The sequence below is a fragment of the Shewanella sp. VK101 genome (assembly GCF_056497865.1).
Genome location: NZ_CM151402.1, coordinates 804,317 through 830,359, shown reverse-complemented (window position 1 = coordinate 830,359; position 26,043 = coordinate 804,317). Strand labels below are relative to the sequence as shown.

Annotated in this window: 22 protein-coding genes; 12 read left to right on the top strand and 10 right to left on the bottom strand. The window is 55.5% G+C overall.

Annotated elements, in window-relative coordinates:
* Positions 1–3: 3 nt before the first annotated feature.
* From ACSHSR_RS03775 to ACSHSR_RS03755, 5 genes are all read right to left on the bottom strand, one after another.
* Positions 4–432: a hypothetical protein gene (locus ACSHSR_RS03775; RefSeq protein WP_208168528.1), complete on the bottom strand. Its 429-nt coding sequence runs from the start codon at positions 430–432 to the stop codon at positions 4–6.
* Positions 425–1,810: a phosphatase PAP2/dual specificity phosphatase family protein gene (locus ACSHSR_RS03770; RefSeq protein WP_479631267.1), complete on the bottom strand. Its 1,386-nt coding sequence runs from the start codon at positions 1,808–1,810 to the stop codon at positions 425–427. Before ACSHSR_RS03770 ends, ACSHSR_RS03775 begins: the two co-directional genes overlap by 8 nt.
* Entirely contained in the window at positions 1,810–3,579 is a 1,770-nt protein-coding gene (locus tag ACSHSR_RS03765) for a bifunctional alpha/beta hydrolase/class I SAM-dependent methyltransferase (RefSeq protein WP_479631266.1), read from the bottom strand. Before ACSHSR_RS03765 ends, ACSHSR_RS03770 begins: the two co-directional genes overlap by 1 nt.
* Positions 3,580–3,604: 25 nt before the next feature.
* The gene (locus tag ACSHSR_RS03760; protein ID WP_479631265.1) at positions 3,605–4,219 is read right to left on the bottom strand and encodes a CDP-alcohol phosphatidyltransferase family protein; all 615 of its coding nucleotides are present in this window, start codon (positions 4,217–4,219) and stop codon (positions 3,605–3,607) included.
* Positions 4,220–4,414: 195 nt separating this feature from the next.
* Complete coding sequence (locus ACSHSR_RS03755) at positions 4,415–7,426, bottom strand: ImpA family metalloprotease (protein ID WP_479631264.1); 3,012 nt, start codon at positions 7,424–7,426, stop codon at positions 4,415–4,417.
* A 247-nt stretch (positions 7,427–7,673) separates the two neighbouring features.
* Here ACSHSR_RS03755 and ACSHSR_RS03750 point away from each other — a divergent pair, with 247 nt between their 5' ends.
* Both ACSHSR_RS03750 and ACSHSR_RS03745 read left to right on the top strand, forming a co-directional pair.
* Complete coding sequence (locus tag ACSHSR_RS03750; protein WP_208164236.1) at positions 7,674–9,272, top strand: TerC family protein; 1,599 nt, start codon at positions 7,674–7,676, stop codon at positions 9,270–9,272.
* Between the two features lie 370 nt (positions 9,273–9,642).
* The gene (locus ACSHSR_RS03745) at positions 9,643–11,622 is read left to right on the top strand and encodes a diguanylate cyclase (protein ID WP_479631263.1); all 1,980 of its coding nucleotides are present in this window, start codon (positions 9,643–9,645) and stop codon (positions 11,620–11,622) included.
* Between the two features lie 2 nt (positions 11,623–11,624).
* Here ACSHSR_RS03745 and ACSHSR_RS03740 read toward each other — a convergent pair whose 3' ends face one another.
* Positions 11,625–12,353, bottom strand: coding sequence for a DUF3581 domain-containing protein (locus ACSHSR_RS03740; RefSeq protein WP_117199942.1), 729 nt, complete (start codon positions 12,351–12,353; stop codon positions 11,625–11,627).
* Between the two features lie 401 nt (positions 12,354–12,754).
* Between ACSHSR_RS03740 and ACSHSR_RS03735 the strand changes: the two genes are divergently transcribed.
* The 3 genes from ACSHSR_RS03735 to ACSHSR_RS03725 are packed head-to-tail and all read left to right on the top strand — an operon-like array spanning position 12,755 to position 15,327.
* Positions 12,755–13,975, top strand: coding sequence for a porin (locus tag ACSHSR_RS03735; RefSeq protein ID WP_479631262.1), 1,221 nt, complete (start codon positions 12,755–12,757; stop codon positions 13,973–13,975).
* Between the two features lie 42 nt (positions 13,976–14,017).
* A complete protein-coding gene (locus ACSHSR_RS03730; protein WP_156029050.1) occupies positions 14,018–14,581 on the top strand; it encodes an FMN-binding protein in 564 nt (187 codons plus the stop codon).
* Positions 14,578–15,327 carry a PepSY-associated TM helix domain-containing protein gene (locus ACSHSR_RS03725; protein ID WP_479631261.1) on the top strand — a complete coding sequence of 250 codons (750 nt, stop codon included), beginning with the start codon at positions 14,578–14,580 and terminating at the stop codon, positions 15,325–15,327. Before ACSHSR_RS03730 ends, ACSHSR_RS03725 begins: the two co-directional genes overlap by 4 nt.
* A gap of 2 nt (positions 15,328–15,329) precedes the next feature.
* Here the strand turns inward: ACSHSR_RS03725 and ACSHSR_RS03720 are convergent, their stop codons facing one another.
* From ACSHSR_RS03720 to ACSHSR_RS03705, 4 genes are all read right to left on the bottom strand, one after another.
* On the bottom strand, positions 15,330–17,162 hold the full coding sequence (locus ACSHSR_RS03720; RefSeq protein WP_479631506.1) for an ABC transporter transmembrane domain-containing protein: 1,833 nt from the start codon (positions 17,160–17,162) through the stop codon (positions 15,330–15,332).
* Positions 17,163–17,194: 32 nt separating this feature from the next.
* Positions 17,195–17,728, bottom strand: coding sequence for a heme utilization protein HutZ (gene hutZ, locus ACSHSR_RS03715; RefSeq protein WP_025008892.1), 534 nt, complete (start codon positions 17,726–17,728; stop codon positions 17,195–17,197).
* Positions 17,725–18,216 carry a heme utilization cystosolic carrier protein HutX gene (gene hutX, locus ACSHSR_RS03710; RefSeq protein WP_243888551.1) on the bottom strand — a complete coding sequence of 164 codons (492 nt, stop codon included), beginning with the start codon at positions 18,214–18,216 and terminating at the stop codon, positions 17,725–17,727. The genes hutZ and hutX overlap by 4 nt, the downstream gene beginning before the upstream one ends.
* 68 nt (positions 18,217–18,284) lie before the next feature.
* The gene (locus tag ACSHSR_RS03705) at positions 18,285–20,336 is read right to left on the bottom strand and encodes a TonB-dependent hemoglobin/transferrin/lactoferrin family receptor (RefSeq protein ID WP_479631505.1); all 2,052 of its coding nucleotides are present in this window, start codon (positions 20,334–20,336) and stop codon (positions 18,285–18,287) included.
* A gap of 427 nt (positions 20,337–20,763) precedes the next feature.
* Between ACSHSR_RS03705 and ACSHSR_RS03700 the strand changes: the two genes are divergently transcribed.
* From ACSHSR_RS03700 to ACSHSR_RS03670, 7 genes are all read left to right on the top strand, one after another.
* Positions 20,764–21,522, top strand: coding sequence for an energy transducer TonB (locus tag ACSHSR_RS03700; RefSeq protein ID WP_479631260.1), 759 nt, complete (start codon positions 20,764–20,766; stop codon positions 21,520–21,522).
* 14 nt (positions 21,523–21,536) lie between these two features.
* A complete protein-coding gene (locus ACSHSR_RS03695) occupies positions 21,537–22,253 on the top strand; it encodes a MotA/TolQ/ExbB proton channel family protein (protein WP_025888648.1) in 717 nt (238 codons plus the stop codon).
* The gene (locus ACSHSR_RS03690; protein ID WP_054743598.1) at positions 22,250–22,657 is read left to right on the top strand and encodes an ExbD/TolR family protein; all 408 of its coding nucleotides are present in this window, start codon (positions 22,250–22,252) and stop codon (positions 22,655–22,657) included. Before ACSHSR_RS03695 ends, ACSHSR_RS03690 begins: the two co-directional genes overlap by 4 nt.
* Before the next feature lie 64 nt (positions 22,658–22,721).
* Positions 22,722–23,561, top strand: coding sequence for a heme/hemin ABC transporter substrate-binding protein (locus tag ACSHSR_RS03685; protein WP_479631259.1), 840 nt, complete (start codon positions 22,722–22,724; stop codon positions 23,559–23,561).
* A 2-nt stretch (positions 23,562–23,563) separates the two neighbouring features.
* The gene (locus tag ACSHSR_RS03680) at positions 23,564–24,583 is read left to right on the top strand and encodes a FecCD family ABC transporter permease (RefSeq protein ID WP_037467582.1); all 1,020 of its coding nucleotides are present in this window, start codon (positions 23,564–23,566) and stop codon (positions 24,581–24,583) included.
* Between the two features lie 8 nt (positions 24,584–24,591).
* A complete protein-coding gene (locus tag ACSHSR_RS03675) occupies positions 24,592–25,437 on the top strand; it encodes a heme ABC transporter ATP-binding protein (RefSeq protein WP_479631258.1) in 846 nt (281 codons plus the stop codon).
* Between the two features lie 169 nt (positions 25,438–25,606).
* Positions 25,607–25,948 carry a DUF2956 domain-containing protein gene (locus ACSHSR_RS03670; RefSeq protein WP_109248356.1) on the top strand — a complete coding sequence of 114 codons (342 nt, stop codon included), beginning with the start codon at positions 25,607–25,609 and terminating at the stop codon, positions 25,946–25,948.
* The last annotated feature ends 95 nt before the right edge of the window (positions 25,949–26,043 follow it).

Below are 26,043 nucleotides of genomic sequence, written 5' to 3'. Positions count from 1 at the left end.
CTCTTACAGGAAAAAGCGCCAGACGAGTAACAACACCAACGCGGCGGCCTGCCCGGCAAAGCAAAGGAACAGGCGCTTTAGCAGCGCCTGCGCCCCTTGGGCGCGCAGCAGCATGCTGCGACCGGCCTGCTCTTCTTTAAGCCAGCCGAGCTGCTGCATGCTGTGATCCAGACGTTCGCAGGAATGCTCCCCTGCCAGGGCGGCAAACAACTTGGCATCCAGCGCTACTCTGAGGCCAAAATACTGTCCGGCCAGTCCGAAAAGCACCATCAACAGGGCGCTGAGCAGTTCCGACCATCCCTGAAGCTTGCCGCCCCAGAGAAGCAGCAAAGGTGCCAACATCAAAACCGCACTGAACCAGCGCAGCGGCGCGGCATTGCCCAATAAAGTGGCCACCAATTTTGCCAGATCCCGCTGCTGCGACTCAGGCATGTTGCACCTCGGGTGGGCAAAAACCGGACTTGAGCCGCTCTAGGTAAGCCAGAGTCTCTGGCTTGAAAACCACCTTGGGCCTGACGGCGGCAATCATCTTTGCGGCATCCAGGGCACTGCCGGCCCGACCGCTCAGCAGCAACCAGGCCGCCAATACCAGGGCGCTACGGCCATAACCCAAGGCGCAACATACAAGTAGAGTACCTGAGGTGCGCAAACACTCGAGCCGCCTGACCGCTTCCAGGCAGTCCTGTTCATCCGGCAAACATAAATCCAGCATGGGCATAGGCTGATACCATTTGAGCTTGCCTTCGGTCATCCCCCGAGCGGGTGTCAGCAAGGCCTTGCCCGAATAGGGAAAGGGCAACTCGGCGCAGAGGTCCAATATGGCATCATATTGCTGCGCTTCACTCATGGTGGGCATGCGCCCGAGCCAAACCCCGGGCAGCACCTCTTGCGCCGCCACCTGGCCACCGGTCCAGAAACGGATATTGAGCCAGGCAAACAAACGATAAGGTAACAACAGCCAGCGACTGGCGAAGCTGGGATGGCCCAACTCACCCTTTTGAAAACCCGCGGCGGCAAACAGGAGATAATTGAGCGCCACCATGGCCAGCGCCAAGGCCAGCCAAAACAGCAGCATGCCAAGGAGACTCATGGGCCAGAGCAAGGCCGCGAGCAGCAGCAAGACGGCGCCCACGCCATAAGCCGTTGCCAGCTTGAGCCTGCGGGGTTCCCTCGCCAAACTCAAGCGGCTGAACGAATTTCGTGGCCACAGCCAGAGGCAGAACAGACCGGCCGCCAGCCCTGTGGGCAGGTCGATAAAATGATGTTGCCAGGTCGTCAGCACAGACAGGCCAATCAAGGCAAACCAGCCGTGGAGCAGGTAACGCCAGGCGCCCTTGGCCCGCTGACTGTATTCACTCCAGAGCACCACCAAGAGGGCGATGTGCAAAGAGGGCGCCTGATTGAAGGGCTTATCAAACCCCATCAGGAGATCGAACAAACCACCAAAAACGCCGTCGAGCGGCGGGCGCTCAAAACTGAATTTAAGGGGCCAGATGAGAAAACAGCCGATACACAGAAGCTGTACGCTCAGCAGCCTGAGCCCCAGTCTGTCTATCCCCTTGCGGCTGAGGGGGAGCAGAAACGCCAGGCCGTAGAGAAGATCTATCGACCAGTAAGGCACTATGGTCCAGGGCCAGAGCGGAATGGCATGCTCCCAGGAAAACACCAGACTGGGAACCTCACTTTGCTGCGAGGCATACCAATTGGCAAAACCATAGCTGGCAAAGAAAAACGGCGCCAACAAGGCCAGCCAAGGCAGGCCACGGCGAATGGTGCCGACCTCGCGTCGACGGGCGGGCAGCTCAGGCATCAGTCGGCCTTACGCGCCATGGACACGGTAAATATGCCCCACTCATCCACTCTTTGAGTCAACTTGTGAAAACCGTTGGCTTTGGTCAGTTGATCCATCTCCTGCTGACTGCGGCGACGCATCACCCAAGGTTGACCGTCTCTGTGGCTGGTCAGGGCCCGGCCGATGAATTCCAGCTGCGGATGCCAGGGCTGACCCGTGTAGATAAGCAGGCCTCCGGGCGCCAGCGCCGCGGCAATACCCGCCAGGGAGCGGGACACCATCTCATTGTCACCAAACAGCTCGTAGAGGCCGGAGACAACCGCCAGGGTAGGCTTGGGCTCGACCGCCGCCAGCGAATCAAAGTCGAAGGCATCGCCCTTTTCAAAGCGTACTATGTCACTGAGGCCAAGCTCATCAATGAGGGCGCGGCCGTCGCGGATATTGATATCACTGTAATCACGCAGCAGCACAGAATCGGGCTTGATATCGCTATTTGCCAGGCTCTCCAGCAGATAGCGGCCATGTCCGGCGGCCACATCCATCAAATGCAGCGGCTTTTCTTCCTTTCTCAGCGTCGACAGCGCCTGCGCCAGCAACTCTTCGATATGGCGTTTACGCTGGCGTATGCCGCGCCAGCCAATAGCATTGAGATATTGTTTGTCGACAAAGCGGCCAAACTCCCCCTTGCCGGAGGGTGTGTTGCGATAGACATAATCCAAGGTACTGCCCGAATCGAAGCCGCGCTCGAAACCCAGGGCAATGCCCTCTGAGTATTTCTCCCCCAGCTTCATCACTGCGCGGGTGGCTTGCCAGTATTTGGCCTGCCAGGAAGCCTCGGGCAGAGGGGCGGCGAGCGATTCGCTCTCGGCGCAGCTCGGGCCAAATTTATCTTGCTGCAACAAATTCACTTCCGCCTGCGGCGAGGCGATATTGGCCCGCAGGAAGCGTCTGATCCTGGCTATCGGGTCGGCCCGGTCCAGCTCTCCCAGGGTGTCATGGTAAAAACCGGGCAGCAGGTGCAATTCTTTACGCTGGGAACCCAAACGCTCAAAAAACTGCTGCTGCGGCTTGCGCCGAACCACATAGTCGGCGCCCGAGATCAGTACCTGAGTCGGTACAGTAATCGCCTGGGCATTGACCACCACCCTTTCAGCGGCATCATAAAGTCCCAACAACACATTGACCGAGATCGGCCTGGCGATCAGTGGATCTGTCTCAAAGCTGTATTGTCTGGCTGGGTCATGGGTCAACAGCTTGGCCTTAACATAGCTGTTGACGAAAAAGTTGCCCTTGAGGCTCCTCAGCAGCTTTAGCCCAGGGATAGCAAAAGGCACATAGAGTTTGACGCTGAAGGCCGGCGACGCCAGCACCAGCGCACGAATAGAAGGCGCATAGTCATGCACCCAGGTGCTGGCCAGCACGGCACCGACACTTTGGGCCACCACACACAGCTGCTCTTGGCTGAAACCATGTTTGCCCTCTATGTGTTCCACAAAGGTCTGAATGTCGCGGACACTGGTACCAAAGGAGGGGCTGTCGCCTCTGGCGCCCGGTGATTGCCCATGACCACGGGCATCCCAGGCGAAAAAAGCCTGCTCAGGCAGCGCCAGTTCATCCACCAGGTGCGCCATTCGGCCACCGTGTTCATGGCCACGGTGAAACAGCAACACGGCCCCGGGATCCTCTTGTTCATTGGTTTCCAGCGCCGGCCAGAAACGATAAAACAGCTGGAATCCATCATGGGTAGTAAAAAAGTGTTCCTCGGGTACCCTTGCGGCATTATCCATATATTTCATTCCTTTGATAAACAACTTAACTTGCGCTCTCGCCCTGCTTCAAACCGGATTTTACCCGGTTGAATATGGTCAGGCAGAGTAACAGGAGAACCAATGACAGGATCAAATTGAGCCAGAATGGCGTCAACCAACCCAAGGCGACGGCCAGCCCCAGAATACCGAAGACAAACGCGCGATCGCTCTTGCCCATGGGGCCATCATAGCGGCGCTCTGCCCCCACCATCAGGCCTAGCACCCCGGCGTATTCACAGGCAACGGCCAGTAAGGTCAGGGCGATCACCAGTGCAGGTTCCACACCACCTAGCAAGGCAAAAGGCAGATAGAGTATCGCATCCGAAACAATATCGGCGAGCTCATTGAGATAGGCGCCGAGACGGGATTGCTGCCCAAACTCGCGGGCCAACATGCCATCTATGGCATTGAGCGCCATTCTTTTCAGCATCCAAATCGGGATGAGGGCAAAGAGCCAAGGATGAGGCCAGATAAGCAACAGGGTTCCCAGCAGTATAGAACCCAGCGCCGCCAATACCGTGACTTGATTGGCGCTGACGCCGCGCCGATACAGACGGGTAACCAGTGGCCTCAGTAGGCCCTGAAAGCGGGATTTCAACTGATAAACAGACAAACTCATTGGCTACAACATCCTAATCGAGAAAGGAAAGTTCTCACAGTCATCCTTGAGTATCGAGCAAATGACCAGAGTGCACTATGCCTGATTTTTAGTGTGCTTCAAAGTGCTTGAGGGAAAAAGCCGCGGCTGAATCACGCCTCAATTACAGTGCTGTCGGCAATGGGGAAAGAGCGCCGAAGCGCCCTTTCCTCTCAGTTACCAGTTGGCATCCAGAGTGAGCTTGGGCACCGCCAGCTCAGCACATTGGCTCGAAAGACGATAGAACACTGCTTCAGCGGCCGGGTAACCATAGGCAGCTACCTGGTTGGCGGCCTGGGCCTGATAGCGCACCCCCCAGAGATCGAACCAGGGACGCATATCCAGTTGCAGCAACTTCGACAGGCTGAGCAGCATGAAGTCGTTGCCATCCAGGTTCGGGGCATCGATATAACTGCTCATGCCCAATGCATCCCTCATCTCGCCCCAGCGAGCGGCGTCGGCAATCGCATGGCTGAACAGACGCTCATGCAGATAGAGCAAGGTGAAAATCTGCCAGCCGTTGTCCAAACCTGCATGCTCTTCGGCCAATGCCGCCAGCTGCAGATAGAAATCCAGTCTGGGCCCGGCGTTGTCATAGGTGCCGGTCTGACTCCAGAGCTTGTCGTAGACAGAGGTCACAGGATCGCTACTGCTTTGCGCCTGTTTCAGCCACTCGAAAGTGGTTTGAGGCGACTGGCGATCGCAGCTGGCGATCCGCTCACCACTATCTTTAAAGCGTTGCCAGCCCTTGTACAGAGGGAAAATATTATTGGAGACTTCACCGGAGCGGCCACCATAGATTTTCAGCCGGTTACGCTGCAGATTGTGGCCTATCTCGTGACTCTCGCCCCAGCCGAAGGGGCTCAATACCCAGGCTTGATCATAGGGGTTACCAGAGCAGCCGCCACCGCAGTGTGCCGCCTCATCGACATTGATGTGCTGCACCTTGGGTTTGGCATGGATCTGTTCATTTTGGCAATCCCACCCCAGCAGGGCGCAGCGGGCGGCCACGCTGGGTGCCAGCGCCAGCCCTTCGCCACTGAAGCCGGCCAGATCATAGGTCCCCTTGATCATATAGCGCCAAACATCATTCAGGGCCTGCTCCACATCGCCGCGGTAAGGCTCGGCATAGATGAACTGTTTCATCATATGCTTGCGGGAGTTAATTTCGACAAAGTCGGTGCGCAGCCCGGCCCAACTCAGCGGGCTGGTTTCAAGCGCCGTCAAATAGCCACTCGCTTGGTTGAAATCCTTGAGGTAGGGATAGGCCAGTACATTTTGCGCTTCAACACTCACCACGCCCTCACCGGCCGGCAGTTGCAGCATCAAAGTCCCGCCATAAGGGCTGCTCAGGGTCAGAGGTTGCCCGGGTTTCAGGGTCAACTCGACCGAGCGCAAAAATTTGGGGCGCTGGTATCCCTGGTTATTGAATTCCCGGGTTGAGCCGGTTCTCTGGGTATTGATAAAGGCCTTTACCGTCAGCGGCAGTGTGTCTTTACGCTCGAGACGCACACTCTGGCCGGGCAACAAGTAAAAACCGCTGCCGCGATAACCACTCTCTTTGCCCTGTGCCATTTCCAGGCTGACGTTCTCAAGAGTCAGCGTTTGCGGCAAAGGAGCGCTGAAATTGCCCAAATCCGGCTGCGCTGGATTATTCCCCCTCAAATACAGCGCCAAGTGGTCGGCCAGGTAGGCCGCCAGAAAACGCCCTTGCGGCGTGGTGTCCTTATCCATGGGATAAGCTATGTCGGCACGGTAAAGATCGCCCAGCAACACAAAGAGTTTCAGCAGCCTGCGCCCCTCGTTGCCGAACAACACCTGACCACGACTATCCAGTTGATTGAGTGAGTTTTTAAGCGCTCTGGCACCGGCAAGGAACTCAGACTCAAAGCCGTTGACCTTGTCACAGCTCACTTTACCCACATAGGTTTCACAGCCGGACCAGTCAAAGTTGAAGTCATCATCAATAAGGTGCTGTGTCAGGCGCTGCTCACCGCCAAGCAGCGGGAAAGCGGCCGCCATGGCCGTGGCCGAGGACCAATCGGCAGCGGCGTTGGCCCAGAAGTTACCGCCATAGGGCAAACTGACCCCCATGGTTCCGGCAATGGCGTCGGCCACCGCATTGGTCGCTTCATACCAGTTGTGCTGATAATAGAGTGCCTTGCCCGATGCCAGCGCCCGGGAATAGACGCCGGCTATCTGCCCGGCATCGGTATCGGCCGCGCGCCAGCCACTGATTAACAACTGGGCATCGGCGATACAGGCTTCCAAAGTAGCGACCTGATTACAACTCTTGATGGTCCAATTGGGAAACCGCCCTTGCAACCAACTGCGACTGGCACTCTCCTGGCCACCAAGAAAGCTCAAGGACACGGTCAATGGTTGCTGCAGTTCTGCCGCTTGCGCTCTGTTCAGCAACCAAGCCAGCAGATTGTCATTGGCTGGCTCCATGGCGGTGAGTTCATCGGCATGGAAACGGGCAAACAGATGGGTACCAAAGGCCGCAAAGCGCCCGGTATGCTGCTCACCGGCGACGGCCAATACCTGACCCGTGTTGGCACGCAGCAGAGGTGTGGCCATTTCCGGCTCGATGATATTGAACAATTGAGTTCGGTTGCCTGGTGCATAGGCCAGCGCCGTATAGGCAAATACCCTTTGCCGCAGGGCTTGCTCATTCGAGCGCAGCTGCGTTATCTGCGCGGCAATCGCCTCAAGCAGAGTATCCGGGTCCAGCCCGCTTGCATCACCGCTTGCCAGCGCCCGCTCCAGAGGGCTTTGGCCGTCCACGCCAAAAACTGCCAACTTGAGGCTGACGCTGCCACCGCGGCCATCACTGACCTGCAATAGCCCTTGATCGCTGCCCTTGGCATCTTTGTCTGCTTTGTAGCTCAGCATATCGCCATCGAGACTGAACTGCCCCAGCTTGCCCTGCTCGGCAATGCTGGCCTGCAAGGGATCGCCATCGGGATCTGACACATAACCTTGCCAATTGACCGCAATACTCTGCAGCGAGCTGTCATAAGCCAGCTGAATATCGTCACCCTTGGGCGCTTGATTGACGCCGGCAGGCGGCTGCAGATTATCATCGCTTGACCCGGCGCCACTTTCATCATCGCCACCGCCGCAAGCGCCAAGCAGTAAACTACCCAGTAATATCGAGTGCAGCAACAGGGGCTTTTTTCTTGCCATCACAGATGTTTCCCATTTGTTATTTTGGGTTAATTCTAAAGTCTGATACGGAAAGATAAAACCTTTATAATCAAGTTTTTAAATAATACACAATACGTAAATTTTATGACTCCAAGGCAGTTTTTTGACACTCGTTCAAGCACTGCTGCGCCAGCAAAGGATTAACCATAATTAATTCAGCATTCCGCCCAAGTTATGCTGCAATAGGCCCAAGTTAAACCCACTTTGAGGCTCTTGGTTCACCACTATGGAACTTTTGCTCGACCCACACATATGGATCGGACTCTTTACTCTTATCATCCTCGAGATAGTTCTCGGCATAGACAACCTGGTATTCATTGCCATTCTGGTTAAAAAACTCCCTCAACATCAAAGAGACAAAGCCCGGGTCATAGGCCTGTCGTTGGCCCTGTTGATGCGCCTTGGCCTGCTGGCCGTGGTGTCCTGGCTGGTCACCCTCAACCAACCTCTGTTCAGCCTTGCCGACTTCAGTTTTTCCGGACGGGATCTGATCCTGATATCCGGTGGTCTGTTCCTGCTGTTCAAGGCCACCAGTGAACTGCATGAACGGCTGGAGTCCAAAGAGCCGGAAATAGGCCAGAAAGTCGCCTACGCAAGTTTTGGCATAGTCGTGACCCAAATACTGGTGCTGGATGCGGTATTCTCCATAGACTCCATTATTACCGCGGTCGGCATGGTGGATGAACTCTGGGTGATGATGACAGCCGTAGTGGTGGCCATGACAGTGATGTTACTGGCCTCCAAACCGCTGACCCGCTTTGTCAACGCGCACCCAACCGTGGTGGTGCTCTGTCTCAGTTTCCTGCTGATGATAGGTTTCAGCCTGGTAGCCGAAGGCTTTGGTTTCCATATTCCCAAAGGTTATCTATATGCCGCCATAGGTTTCTCCATCATGATCGAGTTCTTCAACCAGTTGGGGCAACGCAGGTTCGAACAACGTGAGGCCCGTAAACCCTTGAGGGACAGGACGGCCAACGCCATCTTCAAGCTGATGGGCGGCAAGAAACAGTTTGAGGAAATTGAAGAAGATGAAGAGGTGCCCGAAACTGAGCGCGCCTTGAGCAAGTGCTTTGCCGAAGATGAACGCAACATGGTCGGCGAGGTGCTGACTCTGGCCGAGCGCAGCATCAAGAGCATTATGACGCCGCGAGCCGAAATAAGCTGGATTAACCTCAGCCACAGCCCCGAGCAGATAAAACAGCAACTGCATGGCGACAGTTTCAGCCAGTATCCCCTGTGTGACGGCGACATAGACAAGGTCGTGGCACTGGTCAGTGCCAAGGAGTTGCTGGCAGCCATAGAACAACAACAGCCGCTGCAGAGTCTGCGCCCCGGCCACAAGCCGGTGATAGTGCCGAAAAGCATCAGCGTGTTCCGTTTGTTGGAAGAACTGAAACGCGCCAAGGCCGACATGGCACTGGTGACAGACGAATTCGGTGCCCTACTGGGACTGGTCACCGGCCACGACATTCTCGAAGCCATAGTCGGCGAACTGCCCCAGGAAGACGAGGTCGAAGAGATCCGCATCGATGGCGATGGTTGGCGCGCTCGCGGCAGTATTAACCTGCATCAGTTGGAGAAGCTACTGTGCTGCGATGAACTCGAGAGCCATAATCACGAGTACGTCACCCTGGCGGGCATGCTGCTGGCACGCTTTGGCCGGATCCCGGAAGCAGGTAGCGTACTGACTCTGATGCCCTGGCGCTTTGAGATTACGGCGATGAATCAGCACCAGATAGCCGAAGTCAGAATAAGCCGTCTTGATCAGCAAACTGACAACAGCCCAGCCAGCGACGGCCCCTATCAAACCCTGGCAGAAAACTGATCAACAAGCGCCGATAGCAGCCAGCATTACTTGGCTATCGGCGCAGCTTTTGCTTTACCCGGATTTCATTTCAACCATCATCCTACTGAAGTTTCAGCTTCTTTCTCTTGATTAATGTCTTTCTTTACTCACTTCTTTTTCGAAGCACTTTCAAGGCAACTCACAATGAACTCCTCACCTTGGATTTCAACCAGGGTTAGCTTCAGGCTCGGCCATGATTTAGCTTTTTTAACTACTCCACCTCTATCAGACAATTCCCAAATCCGGGTAGTTAGTAGCGAATAATTAGACAAACCCCGGCAGCGAACGCGATAATCTCTCCAAAATATGACTTTTATCAGACATTTTCGGTTCAAAGAGCACTAAGAGTATGAAGAAACGCTTCTGCCCCCCCTTGATCGCAATCTTTATGGTTCTGGCGAGCCCGACCTTGTTGGCGGCCAATGCAGAGCAATTCTCCCGCTTGCTTAAAGGGGCCGAAAGCCAACTCTATTCCCTGCCGCAACGGGCACAGGCGCAGCTGTACGAGATGGAAGGCGATCAGCTCAAGGACCTGCCCAAGCCCTTAGTGACCCGTTTTTATCTGACCAAGGCGACAGTGTCTCTGCTGCTGCATGAGGTCCCCGCCGCCGAGCAAGCCGCCAAAGAGGGCCTTAAGCTGGCGGATGCCGGAACCAGCGAACATACCCTGCTGGAGCTGAGACTGGTACAGGTAATGCTGCAAACCGGCAAGGTCAAACAGGCCATCAGCGAACTGCAAAAAATAATAGATCGCAACCAGAACTCTGCCGATAAGGCGGTTCAGGCCGAAGCCCTGCTACTGAAGAGCAAAGCATTTGAACAGCAAGGCAAGCTGGATGCATCCTACGCCAGCCTGATGCTGTCATTGGACGCTGCCGATCAGAGCCAGGACAAGGAGTTGCTTGAACGGATCTCCTTTGGTATGGGCCACCTCCTGGTGCGCCTCAACGGCTTTGAGCGCTCTGAAAAACTGCTCAAGAAGGCGTTTAATTTCTTCAAGGACAGAAGGATGTCCTACAACCAGATGCTGGTGCAATTGGATCTGGCGCAGTTGGCTGAACGTCAAGGCAAGGCTGAAGTCGCCATTGACAGGTATCAAGCGGCACTGGAGCTGGCCAGAGTGCTGGGTTACGGCCTGTATCGCTTTCGCATCAATGTGGAATTGGCGCTGAAGTACCGGGAGCTGGAAGATGTGTCATCCATGTCCAGGCACCTGCAACTAGCCGACAACCTGCAATATCGTGAGACTTCAACCCTCTACACCAGTCGCTTTCAACTGCTCAAGGCTCAGGACTTGCTCAATAAGCATCAGTATGCCGAGATGGCTGTCTATGTCGACCCTCTGCTTATCGGCTTAGCCAAGGAAAAAACCTTGTTGCGCTCTCAGATAGAGCTGTTAAAGGTCAGCGCCGAAGGCTTTGCCGGGTTGGGCAATTTCAAGCGCGCCTACGAGGTGCTGGAGCAGTATCAGCAGCGCTTCGCCGCATACAGCTCCAAAGAGTTGGTCAGTAACCTGGATCGCCAACAGTTGCTGTTTAACTTAGAGCGCCTCGAGTTTGAGAACCAGGATCTCAACTGGAACAACGTACTGCAAAAGCTGGAGCTGGAAACCAACCGCACTACCCTGAATCAGCTCAATATCATCAGCAGCATAATCCTGTTGCTGCTGTTGCTGGCCACCGCTGTTATTCTCTGGCTCAATCGCTCACGCTTGAAGTGGGGCCTGCTGGCCAAGACTGACAGCCTCACCGGCCTCTATAACCGTCGCTATCTGGCCGGCTGGTTGCTGTACCATCAAGCTACAGAGGAGCAAAACCAGGAAGCGCAGCCCAAGTGGCGCATGTGGCTTGACCGCCTGAAAGAAGTGTTACTGCCGACCAAGGCCCAGAGCAGCCATGGCCCGTTGGCACTGATTACTCTCGACATTGACCATTTTAAAAAGGTCAATGACACCCATGGTCACAATAACGGCGACCGGGTGCTGATTGAACTGGCCAAGGTCATGAAAACCTCGCTGCGGGAAGATGATCTGCTGGCTCGGGTTGGCGGTGAAGAGTTTATGTTATTGCTGCCCAATACCGGCTTGAATGACGCTGTGGCTGTCGCCGAAACCCTGAGGCAGAGTGTGGCCGAACACATATTCACCCTGGAAAGTGGTGAGCCGCTTAGGCTCACCGTCAGTCAGGGGGTGGCTTTGGATGCCGACGGCAGCCAGAGCTTCAGCCAACTCACTGATACTGCAGATAAACTCCTGTATCAGGCTAAGCAGCTGGGGCGTAACCGGGTCGAAAGCAGGCTGGTGCCGGGCTCAGAAGCCGCCGCAGTTTGAATTTAGGCGTTTGTCTGTGAGCAGCCATTCCAGCTGCCATCGCGGCGCGCCTGATACTCGCTGACCATAGCCTCGACAGCCGCCTCATCGAAGGGGCGCAAGCCGCTGAGTACCAAGGTCTTGCGCCCGGTGCCCACCTGCTTGTCATCGCTGATAAGCGCGAAATCCAGCGTCACATCACCGCGCTTGCCATCGACTTTGAGACTGCTGTTAACCAGTTCCAGTTTAACCTGCTCAAACTCCAGGGTATCCAGCTCAAAGCCCATGCTTTCATAGATAACCAATGGCCGCGCCGGATTGATGGTTACCTGATGCTCACGCATCAAAGGCACCAAAACATGGATAAAGTTGAGGCCGGAAAAAGCCACATAACTGCGGATAAAGGACTCCAACTGCCTTTCACAGTGGCGCATTTCACCATCGCGATGGACATTCAGGTAGCGTTTGCCGCGCTCATCTTCTATCGCCAGCTCGGCATCCTGGTCACTGGGAAAATGCAGACATACGCCGTCTCCTACCATGCCTTCAAACTTGAACTGCATCCGGCGGCTGAGGCCATAATCGTTCAACACCAGGGCAAAAAGGAGATCGCCGGGAACACAAAAACGTTTGGCATCCTCATCATGGATGGGATTGAAATCCCCTGCTACACCCTTGGCAAAATCACTGGCCTGTTTGCGGCCTATGGTTATTTGGTTATTTTCTCTTTTAAAATAATCAACTAGAAACATCTTGTTCGAACACTCACAAAGCCAAGGCTAACCGGAATAAAAAGGCCGATCAGTTTAACCGCCTTTTGACAAATAACTCACCCGATCTGTTGGCCCAAGTCTCCGACCAAGGTTGAAAGTTCAAAAATTCAGCAATCGCACTTCAGCGGATTTATCCGGGAATGACGTCAGGCTCTCCCCTTGCGACTAAAACATAGTCTTAATACTTTAATAAAAAGATCAAAAACTTACATTGTAAGCATCCGTTTTCAGACAAAACCATAACAATAACAAGCAAGTTTACAGATGCTGACATTTGTTAATTTTTATCACATTAATAAATGCAAATCGTTTGCATTTATTAAATCAATTGCTAGAATTCGCCCGATTTCAACAACAGTAACATCACAACGGGAAGCAAGATGATCAAGAAAACTCTCATTGCCAGTGCGCTACTGACAGCCCTGTGCGGCCCGCAGGCATTCGCCTCGGACGAGACTCAGGAGCTGCGCAAAATCATCGAACAGCAGCAAAAGGTCCTCAAGGATCTGGAGCGCCGTCTGGCAGAAACCGAAAAGCGCCAGCAACAAACTGCCGAGCGTGTCGAGCAAACTGCTGAGCGGGACGAACAGACCGCCGAGGTGGTAGATTCCACCCCGCAAAAAACCGCCACCACTATCGGCGGCTATGGTGAACTGCACTACAACAACATAGACAACAAGCTGGGCGAGGATAAGAAAGAGTTCGACTTCCACCGTTTCGTGCTCTTCTTCGGCCATGAGTTTACCGAAAACACCCGTTTCTTCTCCGAGCTGGAAGTGGAGCACTCCATCTCAGGCGATGGTCAAAATGGCGAAGTCGAGCTGGAGCAGGCCTACATAGAGCACGACTTCAACGAAGCACTGACTGCGAAGGCGGGTCTGTTCCTGATGCCGGTTGGCATCATCAATGAAACCCACGAGCCACCGGCATTTTATGGTGTCGAGCGCAACCCGGTTGAGAAAGACATACTCCCGGCTACCTGGTGGGAGGCGGGTTTGGCAATGAATATCCAGGCTGCTCCCGGACTGGCCTTCGATGCGGCCGTAACCTCGGGCCTGAATGTCCCTACCACAGGAAAAAATGCCTATAAGCCAAGAAGCGGTCGCCAAAAGGTTTCCGAGGCCAAGGCTGACGATCTGGCCTATACCGGCCGGGTGAAATACACAGCCGTTCCCGGTCTGGAGCTGGCAGCCACGGTGCAGTACCAATCGGATCTGACTCAAGGCGAAGCCACTGTAGACACAGCTTCAGCTCTGATGTGGTCGGCGCACGCCATCTACCACATAGAAAACTTCAGCATCAGAGCCCTCTATGCCGAGTGGGACATAGATGGATTTGAAGCCGAAGCCCTGGGCCGCGACAAGCAAAATGGCTGGTATATAGAGCCATCCTACCGCTTTAACGAGCAGTTCGGTATCTTCGCCCGCTACAACGAATGGGACAACAATGCCGGTGACAATCAAGACACCAAAGAAACTCAAACCAATGTGGGTATCAACTACTGGTTGCACGAGAATGTGGTGTTCAAGGCCGACTACGAAAAACGTGGCGGCAAGTCTGACTCAGACGGTTTCAATCTGGGTGTAGGTTATCAGTTCTGATGATCTTTGGGTGCCCTCTGGGGCGCCCTCATTGAGGCACTTATGAAGACCCTTATTGCACTACTCTCACTGTTTTTGCTGCCATTCACTCAAACCCAGGCGGCGCAAAGCGTTTATCAAAGTCCTGCAGACTTTGTCACCCAGGCCTTGGGAGCCCAAGGTAAAGGTCAAGACCAAGCGAAAGCCAAAGTTTTTTGGTTCAGCGCCGAGCAACGCCAGGTCATAGAAGAGATACTGGCCCACGATTTTCGGCCGCTGCGTACCCGCTATTGGCAGCAGGGAGACGACACTGTCTGGATCCTGGAGGAGATAGGCAAAGAAGCGCCAATCACTGTGGGCATTCAGGTGCGCCATGGGCAGATTTATCGCACCAAGGTGCTTATCTACCGCGAGAGCCGCGGCGATGAGGTCAGGCACGACTTCTTTACCGACCAATTTAAATCGGCGACACTCACAAAAGATAAACAGCTGGACAAACATATAGATGGCATTACCGGAGCAACGCTTTCCGTCAGGGCCCTGACCAAACTGGCCCGCATCGCCCTCTATCTTGACCGGCAACTCAGCCTGCAACACGGTCTGCAACAACACAGCGAGCCCAGATGACACGTAAACATCCGGACTTTCGAGTCCGTCTCCTGCGTACCCTCCGCCCCTGGCACAGACGTATTGGCATCATCAGCAGTGTGCTTGTGTTGCTGCTGACACTGACCGGCCTGGCCTTGAATCACGGCCGTGAGCTGAACCTATCCCAAGGCGTGCACTGGCAATGGCTGCAAGACTATTACGGCATTGGCGCCCCGGAAGATGTCAAAGTCTGGCAGGCCCAGCCGCTGGCGGGCAGCAGTAAGGGTCAGGCCTGGATAGCCGGCACGCCGCTAGCCGAGCAAACAGATGAAATACTGGCCATGGCCCCCTTTGAAGACAAGTGGCTGCTGCTGACCCGAAACAGTTTGACGATTTTGAGCCAGGATCTTGCTGTGCTGGAAACCCAAACCGAGCTGACAGGTTTGCCGCCGCAGATAAACGCCATGGCGGTCGAGCCCGGCAGTGTCTGGCTGAAAACACCCCGGGGCCAGTATCGCAGCGACAGCGAGCTATTGGATTGGCAAGCGGCCACCAGCCTGGTCGCCCTCCCCTGGATAAAACCACTCGAAGGGGCAAAAATACAAACGCAGCAGTTGATCGGAGATATTCGCGCCAGTCGCCTGTCCTGGCACAGGGTTCTTCAGGATCTGCACAGCGGCCGAATCTTCGGCGCTGCCGGCAGTTATCTGATGGATCTGGCGGCGATCGCCTTATTATTGCTGACCGTGACTGGCCTGATCATTTATTTAAAACAGAAGCGCTGAAATCAAGCCAGCGATGATGCCTGCCCGGGCTCGTTTGAGCTCCCGACCAAACTATCGGGCGCGAGCAACTGTAGACTGGCAAACTCACGGTACAACGGGCTGGTTTGCATCAACTCGCTATGGCTGCCACTGGCCAATAATCGCCCCCGCTCCAGCACCAGAATACGGTCGGCATTGAGTACTGTCGCCAACCTGTGGGCTATGATGAGCGTGGTTCGTCCCGCCATCAATTCATCCAAAGCCTGCTTGACCTTGACTTCACTGACCGCATCCAGGGCACTTGTGGCTTCATCGAGCAGCAGTAAAGGCCTGCGGGCCAAGATGGCGCGGGCAATGGCAATTCGCTGCTTTTGACCACCGGAAAGGCGCACGCCACGCTCACCTAAATAGGTATCGTACCCCTGGGCAAACTCACTGATAAATTCATGAGCTCTGGCGCCCTTGCAGGCGGCAACCACTTCTTCCAGGCTGGCCTCAGGGCGGCCATAACGCACATTTTCCAGCACACTGGTGGCAAAGATCACCGACTCCTGGGGCACCAGGGCAAACTGTGCCCTCAGGCTCGCCAATGATACAGAAGCGATATCGACGCCATCGAGCAGAATGCGGCCGCAACTCGGCTGATAGAAACGCTGCAGCAGCTGAAACAGCGTACTCTTGCCGGCGCCGCTGGGCCCAACCAGAGCCACCCGTTCACCGGGTTGAATATGGATATTGAGATCCTCAAGCACTGCTGCGCCCTCATCATAGGCAAAACTCAGCTGCTCTATCCTGAGTTCTCCCTTGAGCGGACTGGGCAGCGCCAGCGGCTTGGCCGGCTCGGCAATATTTGCCTTGGACTCGGCCAGCTCCATCAAGCGTTCACTGGCACCGGCAGCCCGCTGAATATCCCCTATCACTTCGCTTATGGTGGCCACGGCGCCGGCCACCATCATGGCGTAAAACATGAATGCCGACAGCTCACCGGCGCTGACCACACCGGCCATTACGTCTCTGGCCCCCACCCAGGTCACAGCCACTATGGCACCGATAGTCAGCAACATGACAGAGGAGATCAACGCCGAGCGATAGCGGATGCGGCCACTGGCAGCACGCATCACCGCCGCCAGGTAGCCGTCAAAATTGTCGCGATCGCGATCCTCATGACCATAGGATTGTACCGTGTGGATCTCATGCAAGGTTTCATCCACATAGGCGCCGAGATCGGCGACACTGTCCTGACTGGTGCGCGCAAGCTTGCGTACCCGCCGCCCGAGCAAACCCACAGGCACCAACACCAGCGGCACGGCCAGCAGCACCAAGGCCGTGAGCTTGATGCTGGTAAAAGCCATCATCACCAAGCCACCTATAGTGGTCACTGAAGAGCGCAGTGCCATCGATAGGCTAGAACCGATAACTGTCTGCAACAGAGTACTGTCGGCGGTAAAGCGGGAGATGATTTCCCCGGTGCGCAAGCGGGCGAAAAACACCGGGCTTTGTTCCAGTAACCTGTGATACACCAAGCGGCGAATATCGTTGCTGACTTTCTCACCGAGCCAGGTCATCAGATAAAAGCGGCAGAACACGGCCACGGCACTGACCAGGGTAATCCCCAGAATAAACAACACAATTTCGTTGAGGCGGCCCGAGTTGTCGGCCATAAAGCCCTCATCCACTATCAAGCGAACCCCTTGCCCCAGAGCCAGCCAGGCCAGTGACCCCAGCAGCAGAAACAGCAACGCCAGGGTGACTCGTAGACGATAAGGCTTAAGAAAGCTCAGGATCCAGGGCAGGATCCGAGCCGAAGAGGTTTGAGGAGCAGACAAGAGAAAATCCAGACAGTGACTATTAATCAGGATTGTGGCGCCAAAGCGCCGATGAGTCCAGCTCAGGCAGGCACAGCCTTGGGCGTTCCATGGTGGCCATCACGCATCCAGTTGACATCCAACAACTCGGCACCGCTGAGACTGAACGCCTGGCCAAAGCCTTTGACATAGAGACCGCGCTCGGGCACCAGCTTAAACAGGTTGAAATCGGTCAATGCCGCCAGGTTATCTATCATCTCACCGAAGCGTCCGGACAGCACCTGTACCCCTTTGGCAAAGCCCTGGCTGTCTCTTGCTATCAGTTCGGCGGCGGCATCAAAGGTCAGGCGGCGGCGGGCAAACACGCTGCGCGCCTCGGCTTCGTCTTCCACCAGCATCACAGATACCCGCGGTGACTGTTTGAGGTTAATACCGTGACGCGCCAGATCGCTTACCAGAATATAGAAGCCATCATCGGCCAGCGCGAACGGCGCATAACTGGCGTTGGGGATCCCGTTGGCATCCTGGGTCGCCAACTGCAAGGTGGTACGCCCCTGTTTGAAGTCTTCGATTTCCGGCAGCAGTTTTTCCTGCAGGCGTTGGTTTTCACTGGTCATATTTCCCCCTTTTTGGCAGCCACTTCACCACGGTGACGCCAGTCGGCAAACAGTGCCAACTGTGGCGGCAGCAGCTTGCGTTGTTGATCCCGGCCCAGATAGACCTTAAAAACGATGGCGCCATCAGGGCCAAAGAAGTTAATCGAATGGCTTTCAGTGCCCCGAAATGGACGACTTATCAAGGCGATGGCGCTGAAATTCTCCAATTTCAGATGGCCATGCAGGCCATCTCCCTTGCTGTAGAGGTTAAAGTAGCCATGAGCCGTCTTTCCCTTGGGAAAATCGCCTTTGAATTCAAATATCTGCCCGGCAACTGTGACTATGGTGGTCAATTTGCCCCAATCAGGCAGTGCCTGCAGCAGGGCTTCCAGCCATTCCGGCGGCAAGAATTGCTGCTGCTCGGCCGGTAATGCCTGCACCACCTCAAGTTCAGAAATCCCCAGATTGGCGGCGGCATCGGCCGGCAACCACTCAGGGTGTTCCAGCATGGCGGCGGCTATCTGCAGGCGGCCAGCGGCCGCCCTTGTTGTATCGCTTGTCTGCATCTGTTACTCCATCAGAAACGGTAACGGGCCGAGAGCTTGAAGTTGCGCCCTTGATCCATCAGGGTTTGCCAGGCTTGGATATATTCTTCATCGCCAATGTTTTCAATGGCAAAGTCGACCCGCAGCCCTTCGAAGGTCCCCATGGCAGGCTCCCAAGCCAGATACACATCCCATAGGGTGTAGTCCTGGTAGCGGTTAACCGGGTTATCTTCGGGCACCCTGTCTTGACTGGCGTTATAGCTGACCCGGGTTCCCAGCTTCATATCGCCCGCCATGATCCCCTGCGACAAGTCGAGCACCAGCTTGTTGGCCGGAATATTGGCCAGATAGCCCCCATCATGTCTGTCTTTGCCTTCAGTCTGGCCGTAGCTGAGCGATAGGCGGGTCTGATTGATGCGATATTTTCCTGTCAGCTCGAAGCCGGTCAGTCTGGCCTTGTCGACGTTATCCCAGCGGGTGTTCTGCTCGAGCCCGGGGATGCCGTGCAGTGGATTGGTCACCCGCTGCTCGATAAAGTCGTCGACATCGTTTCTGAATACACTCAGGCTCAGCGCCAGTTCATCGTTGCCCGCCAGCTCGGCAAAGCGCATATCGGCCTTCAGTTCCTTGTTCTTGGCCTTTTCAGCCTTGAGGTTTTCATTGACCTCAAAGGTATTGCACAGGCCGTTGGGCAAGAAATTGGGGATGGGAGGAATACAGTAGTGAGTGCCACTGGAGTACATCTCCTCCACTGATGGCGCGCGGAAGGCTTCATCGTAACGGGCGCTGAGTGTCAGCCATGGCGCTGTCTTCCACACCAGTGCCAACGAGGGAGACAAGGCATCGTCATCACTGGAATGGCCCAGGTTATTGCTTTCGTTTTCAAAGCTGTCGTAACGCAACGCCGGATCCAATGACCAGTTTTCCCCCAGAGCGATATTGGCGGCCACGAAAGCGCCCCACACCCGAGACTCACCATCTATGTTGCCGGGACGCTGACCGCTCTGGCCGCTGTCATCACGGAAGGTTTCTATCTGGTCGCGGTAGCCGTCCAGACCATAGGTTAATTTGAGCCCCTGCCATTGACTGCGATTGGCAATACTAAACCCCAGGGTTTCATATTCTGTGGTGTCGAACTGGCCCTTGGTCAGGCGATTCTCATCATAATCTGTCTTGTTCCAGTAGAACTTGGCATCCAGATCCAGCAGGGCGTTGCTGCTTGGTGCCAGGCTGTAGTCCAGGGTCAGGTTGGAATCTTTGCTGTCACGGCGCACCAGAGGCACACTGTTGCTGACATCTGTGGCCGGGTTGCTGGGCACGGCTTCGGAGATCTCGTTGATCCTGCCGGAAAGTTGCAGCCTTTGCGCTTCATCCAACTGCCAACCGAACTTGGCCAAGCCACTGCGGCTGCGGCTGGCGCTGTTTTCCAGGGTATTGTCATTACCGGCCTTGATGTTGTCGCCATCGCTGTAGCTGCCGTTCAACAACCAGTCGATACTGCCCTTGGCACCATAAATGGCACCACTGTTCTTGCTGCGCTGGCCATTGGTTTCATAGCCCTGCTTTAGATAACCACCAAAGCTCTGGCCTTCGTCGAGCATCTCCCTGGCCGACTTGGTGTTTTGTGATACCACACCGCCTATGGCGCCACTGCCCCAAAGGCTGGAAGCCGGGCCGCGTACCACCTCAACAGAACTGAGCAGCTCAGGGTCCATAAAGAAGGTACCTCTGTGGCCGGCGCTGGTGTTTTGCCTGGCGCCATCTATGGTCTGCAATACCCTCTGACCACTGAGACCACGAATTTCCACCTGCTGGGCAGACGCCCTGGGACCATTGGCGATATTGATGTTGGCTTCAGTCTTGAGCACTTCGGCCACCGAGTCGCCCTGCTTCTCGGCCAACTGCTCTTCGCCGACAACCGCAGCACTGCGGCTGGACTCAGAGACTTTCTCCTGAATGCGGGTAGCACTTACCAGCACCTCATCAAATTCTGCTGTTTTCACCTGCTCGGCAACAGCGGCCAGACTCAGGAAGGGGGTTCCCAATGCCAGAGTAATAGCCATAACCAGCGGCTTTCTATTCATCATCTTGATCCTCAAACAGATTATCAGGCTGTATCTCCAGCCTTTCTCATGGAAGTGGTGTTTCTGAAAAACAAGTTGAGACAGAGGGCCGCAGGCCCGGGATAACACCACTTAAGCTGGCACTCTAGCTTAGCTTTAGAAAAGGGTCAAATAATAATTATTATCATTTGCGATCTTATTTCTACTCGTATATCTTAACCCAAAGGAAGGGTAAGTTCCGGGAGTGGTGCCGTCTGTAGCAGCAGAATAGCGGCGCTATCCAAACGGTAAAGGCTGGCCGGACAGTAAAGGCAGAAACCATGGAATGGTGGCGGCTCAGGGACAGAGCCGACCCAAGACAGAACAGCATTGAGCCTTACGGGTCCTTGCTTAGTTGAATTTGAACATTCACCCGCCGCAACAAGCGGTTGTAAACAGGAGTAACGGCGTGACCCCCAAGCGTTATTGTGGTTTTGCGCTCATGGCATTGTCACTTCAGAGTGCCGTATTGGCCTCTCAGACAGCCACCCCAGATCCTTTGGTAATGCCCACCAAGGGCGGTTTGCAGCTGAGTTTCAGCGCAGCCCCTGCTGCAGCGCCCCAAACTGCCTCTGTCCAGACTCAAAACCAGACTGCTACCGCCGAAAGCCACCCTGCGGCAAAAGCCCCATCCGCTAAGCATAAAGAAGCTGAACATAAAGCCCCTCAACATCAAGAACCGCTGAAACAGAATGTGGCGAAACCTGAGCCGCCAAAGTCAGAGCAGCTCAAAACCAAGCCGGTCAAAACGAGTCAGAAACAAACTTCAAAGATGAGCAAGCCTCAACCGACTCAGGAAAAGCCGCGAGAAGAACCTGTGCCCCATGAGGAGAAGCCGGGCATTCCTTCGTCGCCGGTTCAAACAGCCGGCACCTCAGGACTGAATCACACCATAGAGCTGGCTGAGCCTGTATTTGCCAGCCCGCCAACGCCGCCGAGCTACCCCAGACTCGCCCGCAAGCGGGGCTTTGAGGGCACGGCTCTGGTGGACATCTTCTTTGATCATCAAGGCAAAACCCAAAACGCCCTGCTCGTCAGCAGCTCAGGCTATTCCATTCTGGATGAAGCGGCATTGGCCGCCGTACGCCACTGGCAGTTCAGCATTCCTTCCCAAGCCTCAGCCGCCCGTTTCAAAGTCAGGGTGCCGGTTCGCTTCGCCCTTAATTAACAGTTGGAGACACGATGGAATTAAGTTTGTACCAAAGCCTGCACCAGCAACTTGGCGATCTCACTTGGCCTTTGCTCATCTGCGCCTTTCTGACCCTGATGATATTGCTGGAGCGCTTTGCCATCTTGTTGCCGAGCCTGTTCAGGCGCCAATCCTGGCTCGGCGAATTGCGCAGCGGCACACTGGATGAAAGCTGTGACAGCCTGCTTGAACGCCTGAAAGATAACCGGGGACTGATTTCCTGCGGTGCCCGCCATTTGCTGAGGCAGGCCGCACAACCCAAGACGCTGCGGGAAGAGTTGTTGTCACTTTGGCTGGCAAAGGAGAAACGCAAACTCCACGCCGGGCTCAAGTTGCTGCAATACATAGGTGCCATCAGCCCGCTTCTGGGTTTACTCGGCACTGTGCTGGGGTTACTGGAGATGTTCAATGACATTGGCGCCAATCAGAGTGACAGTATCACTCCGGCCTTGTTGGCTTCAGGCTTGGGATTGGCCATGTACACCACAGCCGCCGGCCTGTTGATCGCCGTACCCGCGCTGTTGGGAGCACAGCTGTTCGGACTCTGGGCCGAGCGCTCAGTGGCCTCCTGCGCCCATGTACTGAATCAACTCAACCTTTGGCTGGAAGGGGTTCCACTGCAGGGCGAAGACAATGATTACGCTGCTTTTAACCTGACCAAACTCAGTCAAATCAATGGCAAGCGTCGCCATCCGGAGCCGCTGTCATGATTGAAATTAAGGAAGAGCATGGCCTGGATAGCGGCCTGGATCTAACCCCCTTGATAGACATCATCTTCATTGTGCTGGTGTTTTTGCTGCTCACAGCCAATCCCAAGTTATTGAGCCTGCCGATTGAAGTGCCGGATAACAGCGCCACGACGTTGAGCCCACAAGCACAGACTCAATTGACGGTAAGCGTGTTACCCCAGGCGCCGTTCTGGGCGCTCAACGAACAAAAATTTGCCCGGTTCGATGCGTTCGAGCAGGCACTGACTCAGGCGCTGGCCGACAATCCCGAACTAACCTTGGTGGTAGCCGCCGACAAGGAGGCAAGAGTCCAGCCGCTGATGCAACTGCTGAGTCTGCTGCAGCGGCTGGAGATCAGCCAGACCCGGGTCCTGATGGCACCCTAAACAACTGATGAAACCTCAGACACAAGTCTGTGGCGATGAGTCCCTGAATTATTTTGGAGCTAGAATGAAAAACTCTCTTATCTTCCTCTGTGGCCTGCTCGCCATGCCGCTTTTTGCCGCTGAAGAGCCTCCCAAGCGAGTGATCAGTGCCGGTGCAGGTGTCACTGAATTGGTGCTGGCATTGGATGCCGCCCCACAACTGGTGGCAGTTGACGCCAGCAGCGCCCTGCCAAAGACGCTGAAACTGCCAAGACTCGGCTACCACAGAATGCTGTCAGCCGAGGGCATATTGGCGCAAAAACCGGATCTCCTGATTGGCACCTCTGTGATGGGACCAGCCAGCAGCATAGATCTGGTAAAACAGGCCGGTGTGCCGGTTATCACCCTGAAGGCGGCCGATACCGCCGAGCAACTACAGCAAAATATTCTCACTCTGGGAAAGGCCCTGAATAAGGAGAAAGCCGCCACCGAACTGGCCGATACCCTGGGTGGTAGGTTACAGCAGTTGGCGCAATCTGCGGCCAAATTCGAACATCCGCCCAGAGTCATGTTTATGTTGCTGCAGTCAGAGCGTCCCGCCAGAGTCGGCGGCGCCGATACGGCCGCCGATATCATTATCCAGCTGGCCGGTGCCACCAACGCCGCCGACTTCAGCGGCTACCGTAGCCTGTCTCAGGAAGGCATTCTGGCGCTCAAGCCTGAGCTGATTTTACTCTCAAGCGCCAGCGAGCAACCCGAGCCTCAAGCCGATAAGCTACTGAAGAGCATGCCGCTACTGTCCCATACTCCGGCCGGAAAAGCCGGTTTGATCCGGGATCTTCAACCTCAGGCATTACTCGGGGGATTGGGTATCTCCGCCATTGAAGCAGCCGAGTCCCTGAATCAGGAACTGCTGGAGCAATAATCATGGCTGCCGTGCTGCCCATCCACCGCCATCCCTGGCTCTGGCCTGGACTCGCCAGCCTGCTGGTGTTTTCCGCATTGCTCTCGATAGCAACCGGACCTGTGACCATAGGCTTGAGCGATATAATCGACTCCCTGTTTGGTTCAGTAGCCGCCGGGCAGGAAGCCAATGCCCTGATAGTGCAAAATGTCCGCCTGCCGAGAACCTTGCTGGCACTGATTGTCGGCGCCCTGTTGGCACAGTGCGGCGCCGTAATGCAAGGCCTGTTTCGTAACCCTCTGGCTGACCCCGGCATCATAGGCGTGTCCTCGGGCGCGGCGCTGGGAGCCGCCATCTGCATAGTGCTGCTGCCGCATCTTGGCAGCTATGCCGTCCCCCTTGGTGCTTTTCTCTGCGGTCTGGCAACCAGTTTACTGGTTTACCGGCTCGCCACTTCAGGTGGCAGCACCTCAGTGGTGTTACTCTTGCTGGCCGGGGTGGCTATTACCGCCCTGGCCGGTGCCGGAATTGGCATGCTGACTTTCCTTGCCAACGACATGGCACTGCGGGATCTCAGCCTGTGGCAACTGGGGGCCATCGCCGGTGCCAGTTGGCAATCCGTATTTATCTGTTTGCCGGTACTGGCCCTGGTGAGTTGGCAGTTCAACAAACAGGCATTGGCGCTCAACGCCCTGCTGCTGGGCGAATCCGAGGCGCGTCATCTGGGCATAGAGGTAGACAGGCTCAAGCTGAAGTTGATCTTACTCTGCTCTTTGGGTGTCGGTGTTGCCGTGGCGGCCACCGGCATTATAGGTTTTATCGGACTGGTGGTACCGCATCTGGTGCGGCTGCTCAAGGGGCCGGATCATCGGCAACTGCTGCCGCTGAGTGCCATTCTCGGCGCCGTGCTGCTGGCCTTGGCCGACTCAGGGGCCCGTACCTTGATGTCACCGGCCGAGATCCCTGTCGGCCTGATGACGGCTCTGCTCGGCGCTCCCTTCTTCCTCTATCTGCTGCTGAGTCAGCGACGTAAGCTTTATTGAGGTACTCCATGCCTTCACTCGAATCCGTGACCGCGACAGCTGCCGCACAAACACCGGCTATATCATTTGAGTCCACCGCGTTTACTGAGCAAGTACTGGAGCTCAAACATCTACATGCCAGAGTCGACAACAAGCCCTTGCTGACCGATGTCAGTTGCCGACTGCAAAGCGGCCAATTTTACGCTCTACTGGGGCCCAATGGCGCCGGCAAGTCCAGTCTGCTGCGGTTGTTGACTCAGGAGCTCAAGGCCGATGCCGGGCGGATAAGCCTTCACGGCTCGCCTCTTGGGCAGTGGCCGAAGCAAGCCTTGGCCAGGCATCTGGCCATGTTGCCGCAACACTCGAGTCTCAGCTTTCCCTTCAGCGTTCGTGAAGTGGTAGCCATGGGCCTGTATCCTCTCAGTCTCAGTGCCAGGGATGCCGCCCAACTGGTTGAGCAGCAACTGTGGCGTCTGGATCTGGCTCACCTGAGTGAGCGCAGCTATCCGGCACTGTCCGGCGGTGAACGCCAGCGGGTTCAGTTGGCCAGGGTTTTGACTCAATTGGCCCAGGCCGAGCACTCGCCTGTACTCTTGCTGGATGAACCCACTTCGGCGCTGGATTTGGCCCAGCAACACAGAGTACTGCGACTCGCCAGAGAGCTGGCTCATGAGCAGGGCTACACTGTATTGGCCGTGCTGCACGACCTCAACCAGGCCAGTCACTATGCCGATCAGTTGCTGGTTATGGACAAAGGAAAACTCCTGGTTCAGGGCGAGCCCCAACAGGCTTTGACGCCTGAACTGATTTCCAGGGTCTGGCACTATGAACCGGGCACCTTCGCCGACGCGCAGGGGCAGAGACTCTATTTTTGAAGCGATCAAAATCTTGCCAATAAAGGCCCTTGCAATATGACCCTGCTATAAGAGCATTTGACCCCGAACAAGTTCAGCACCGACAAGCGCCTTTGATGTGAAGCCATCTGTGGTCAGAACTCCAAGCAGGCAGGTATAATCCTTGGGTCAGTCATCAACCCCATCAGAGATGAACAAGAAGCCAGCGATTTCCAACGAAACCCAAACCGAAGCCATGCGCATGGCCAAAGCCACTCAAAAGACGGGGCAGACCAAGGAGCAAACCCGCCTCATTGCCCAGGGCATAGAGAAAGGCATTGCCGAGTACAAGAAGCAACAAAAGGCCAAGGCCAGAGCAAGAGACAAGGCGCGCAAACAAGAGCTGAGACAGAAAAACAGGCTCCAGCACGACTCGGATGACAGCGCAGATGCGGCAGAAATAACGCCATCCCATGCCCCCAAGTGGCTGCTGTGGTTTCCCTGGATACTGCTTGGCCTTAGCTGGCTTGGCTTTGCTCTCTACCTGGCTTGAAAAACCTGGTCTTAGAAACCAGACTTGAAAAAGCCGGGCTTGGCCGCAAAAATGTAAACAGTGCCAACTCGCGACAGGGCTACTCTGTCGCCGCG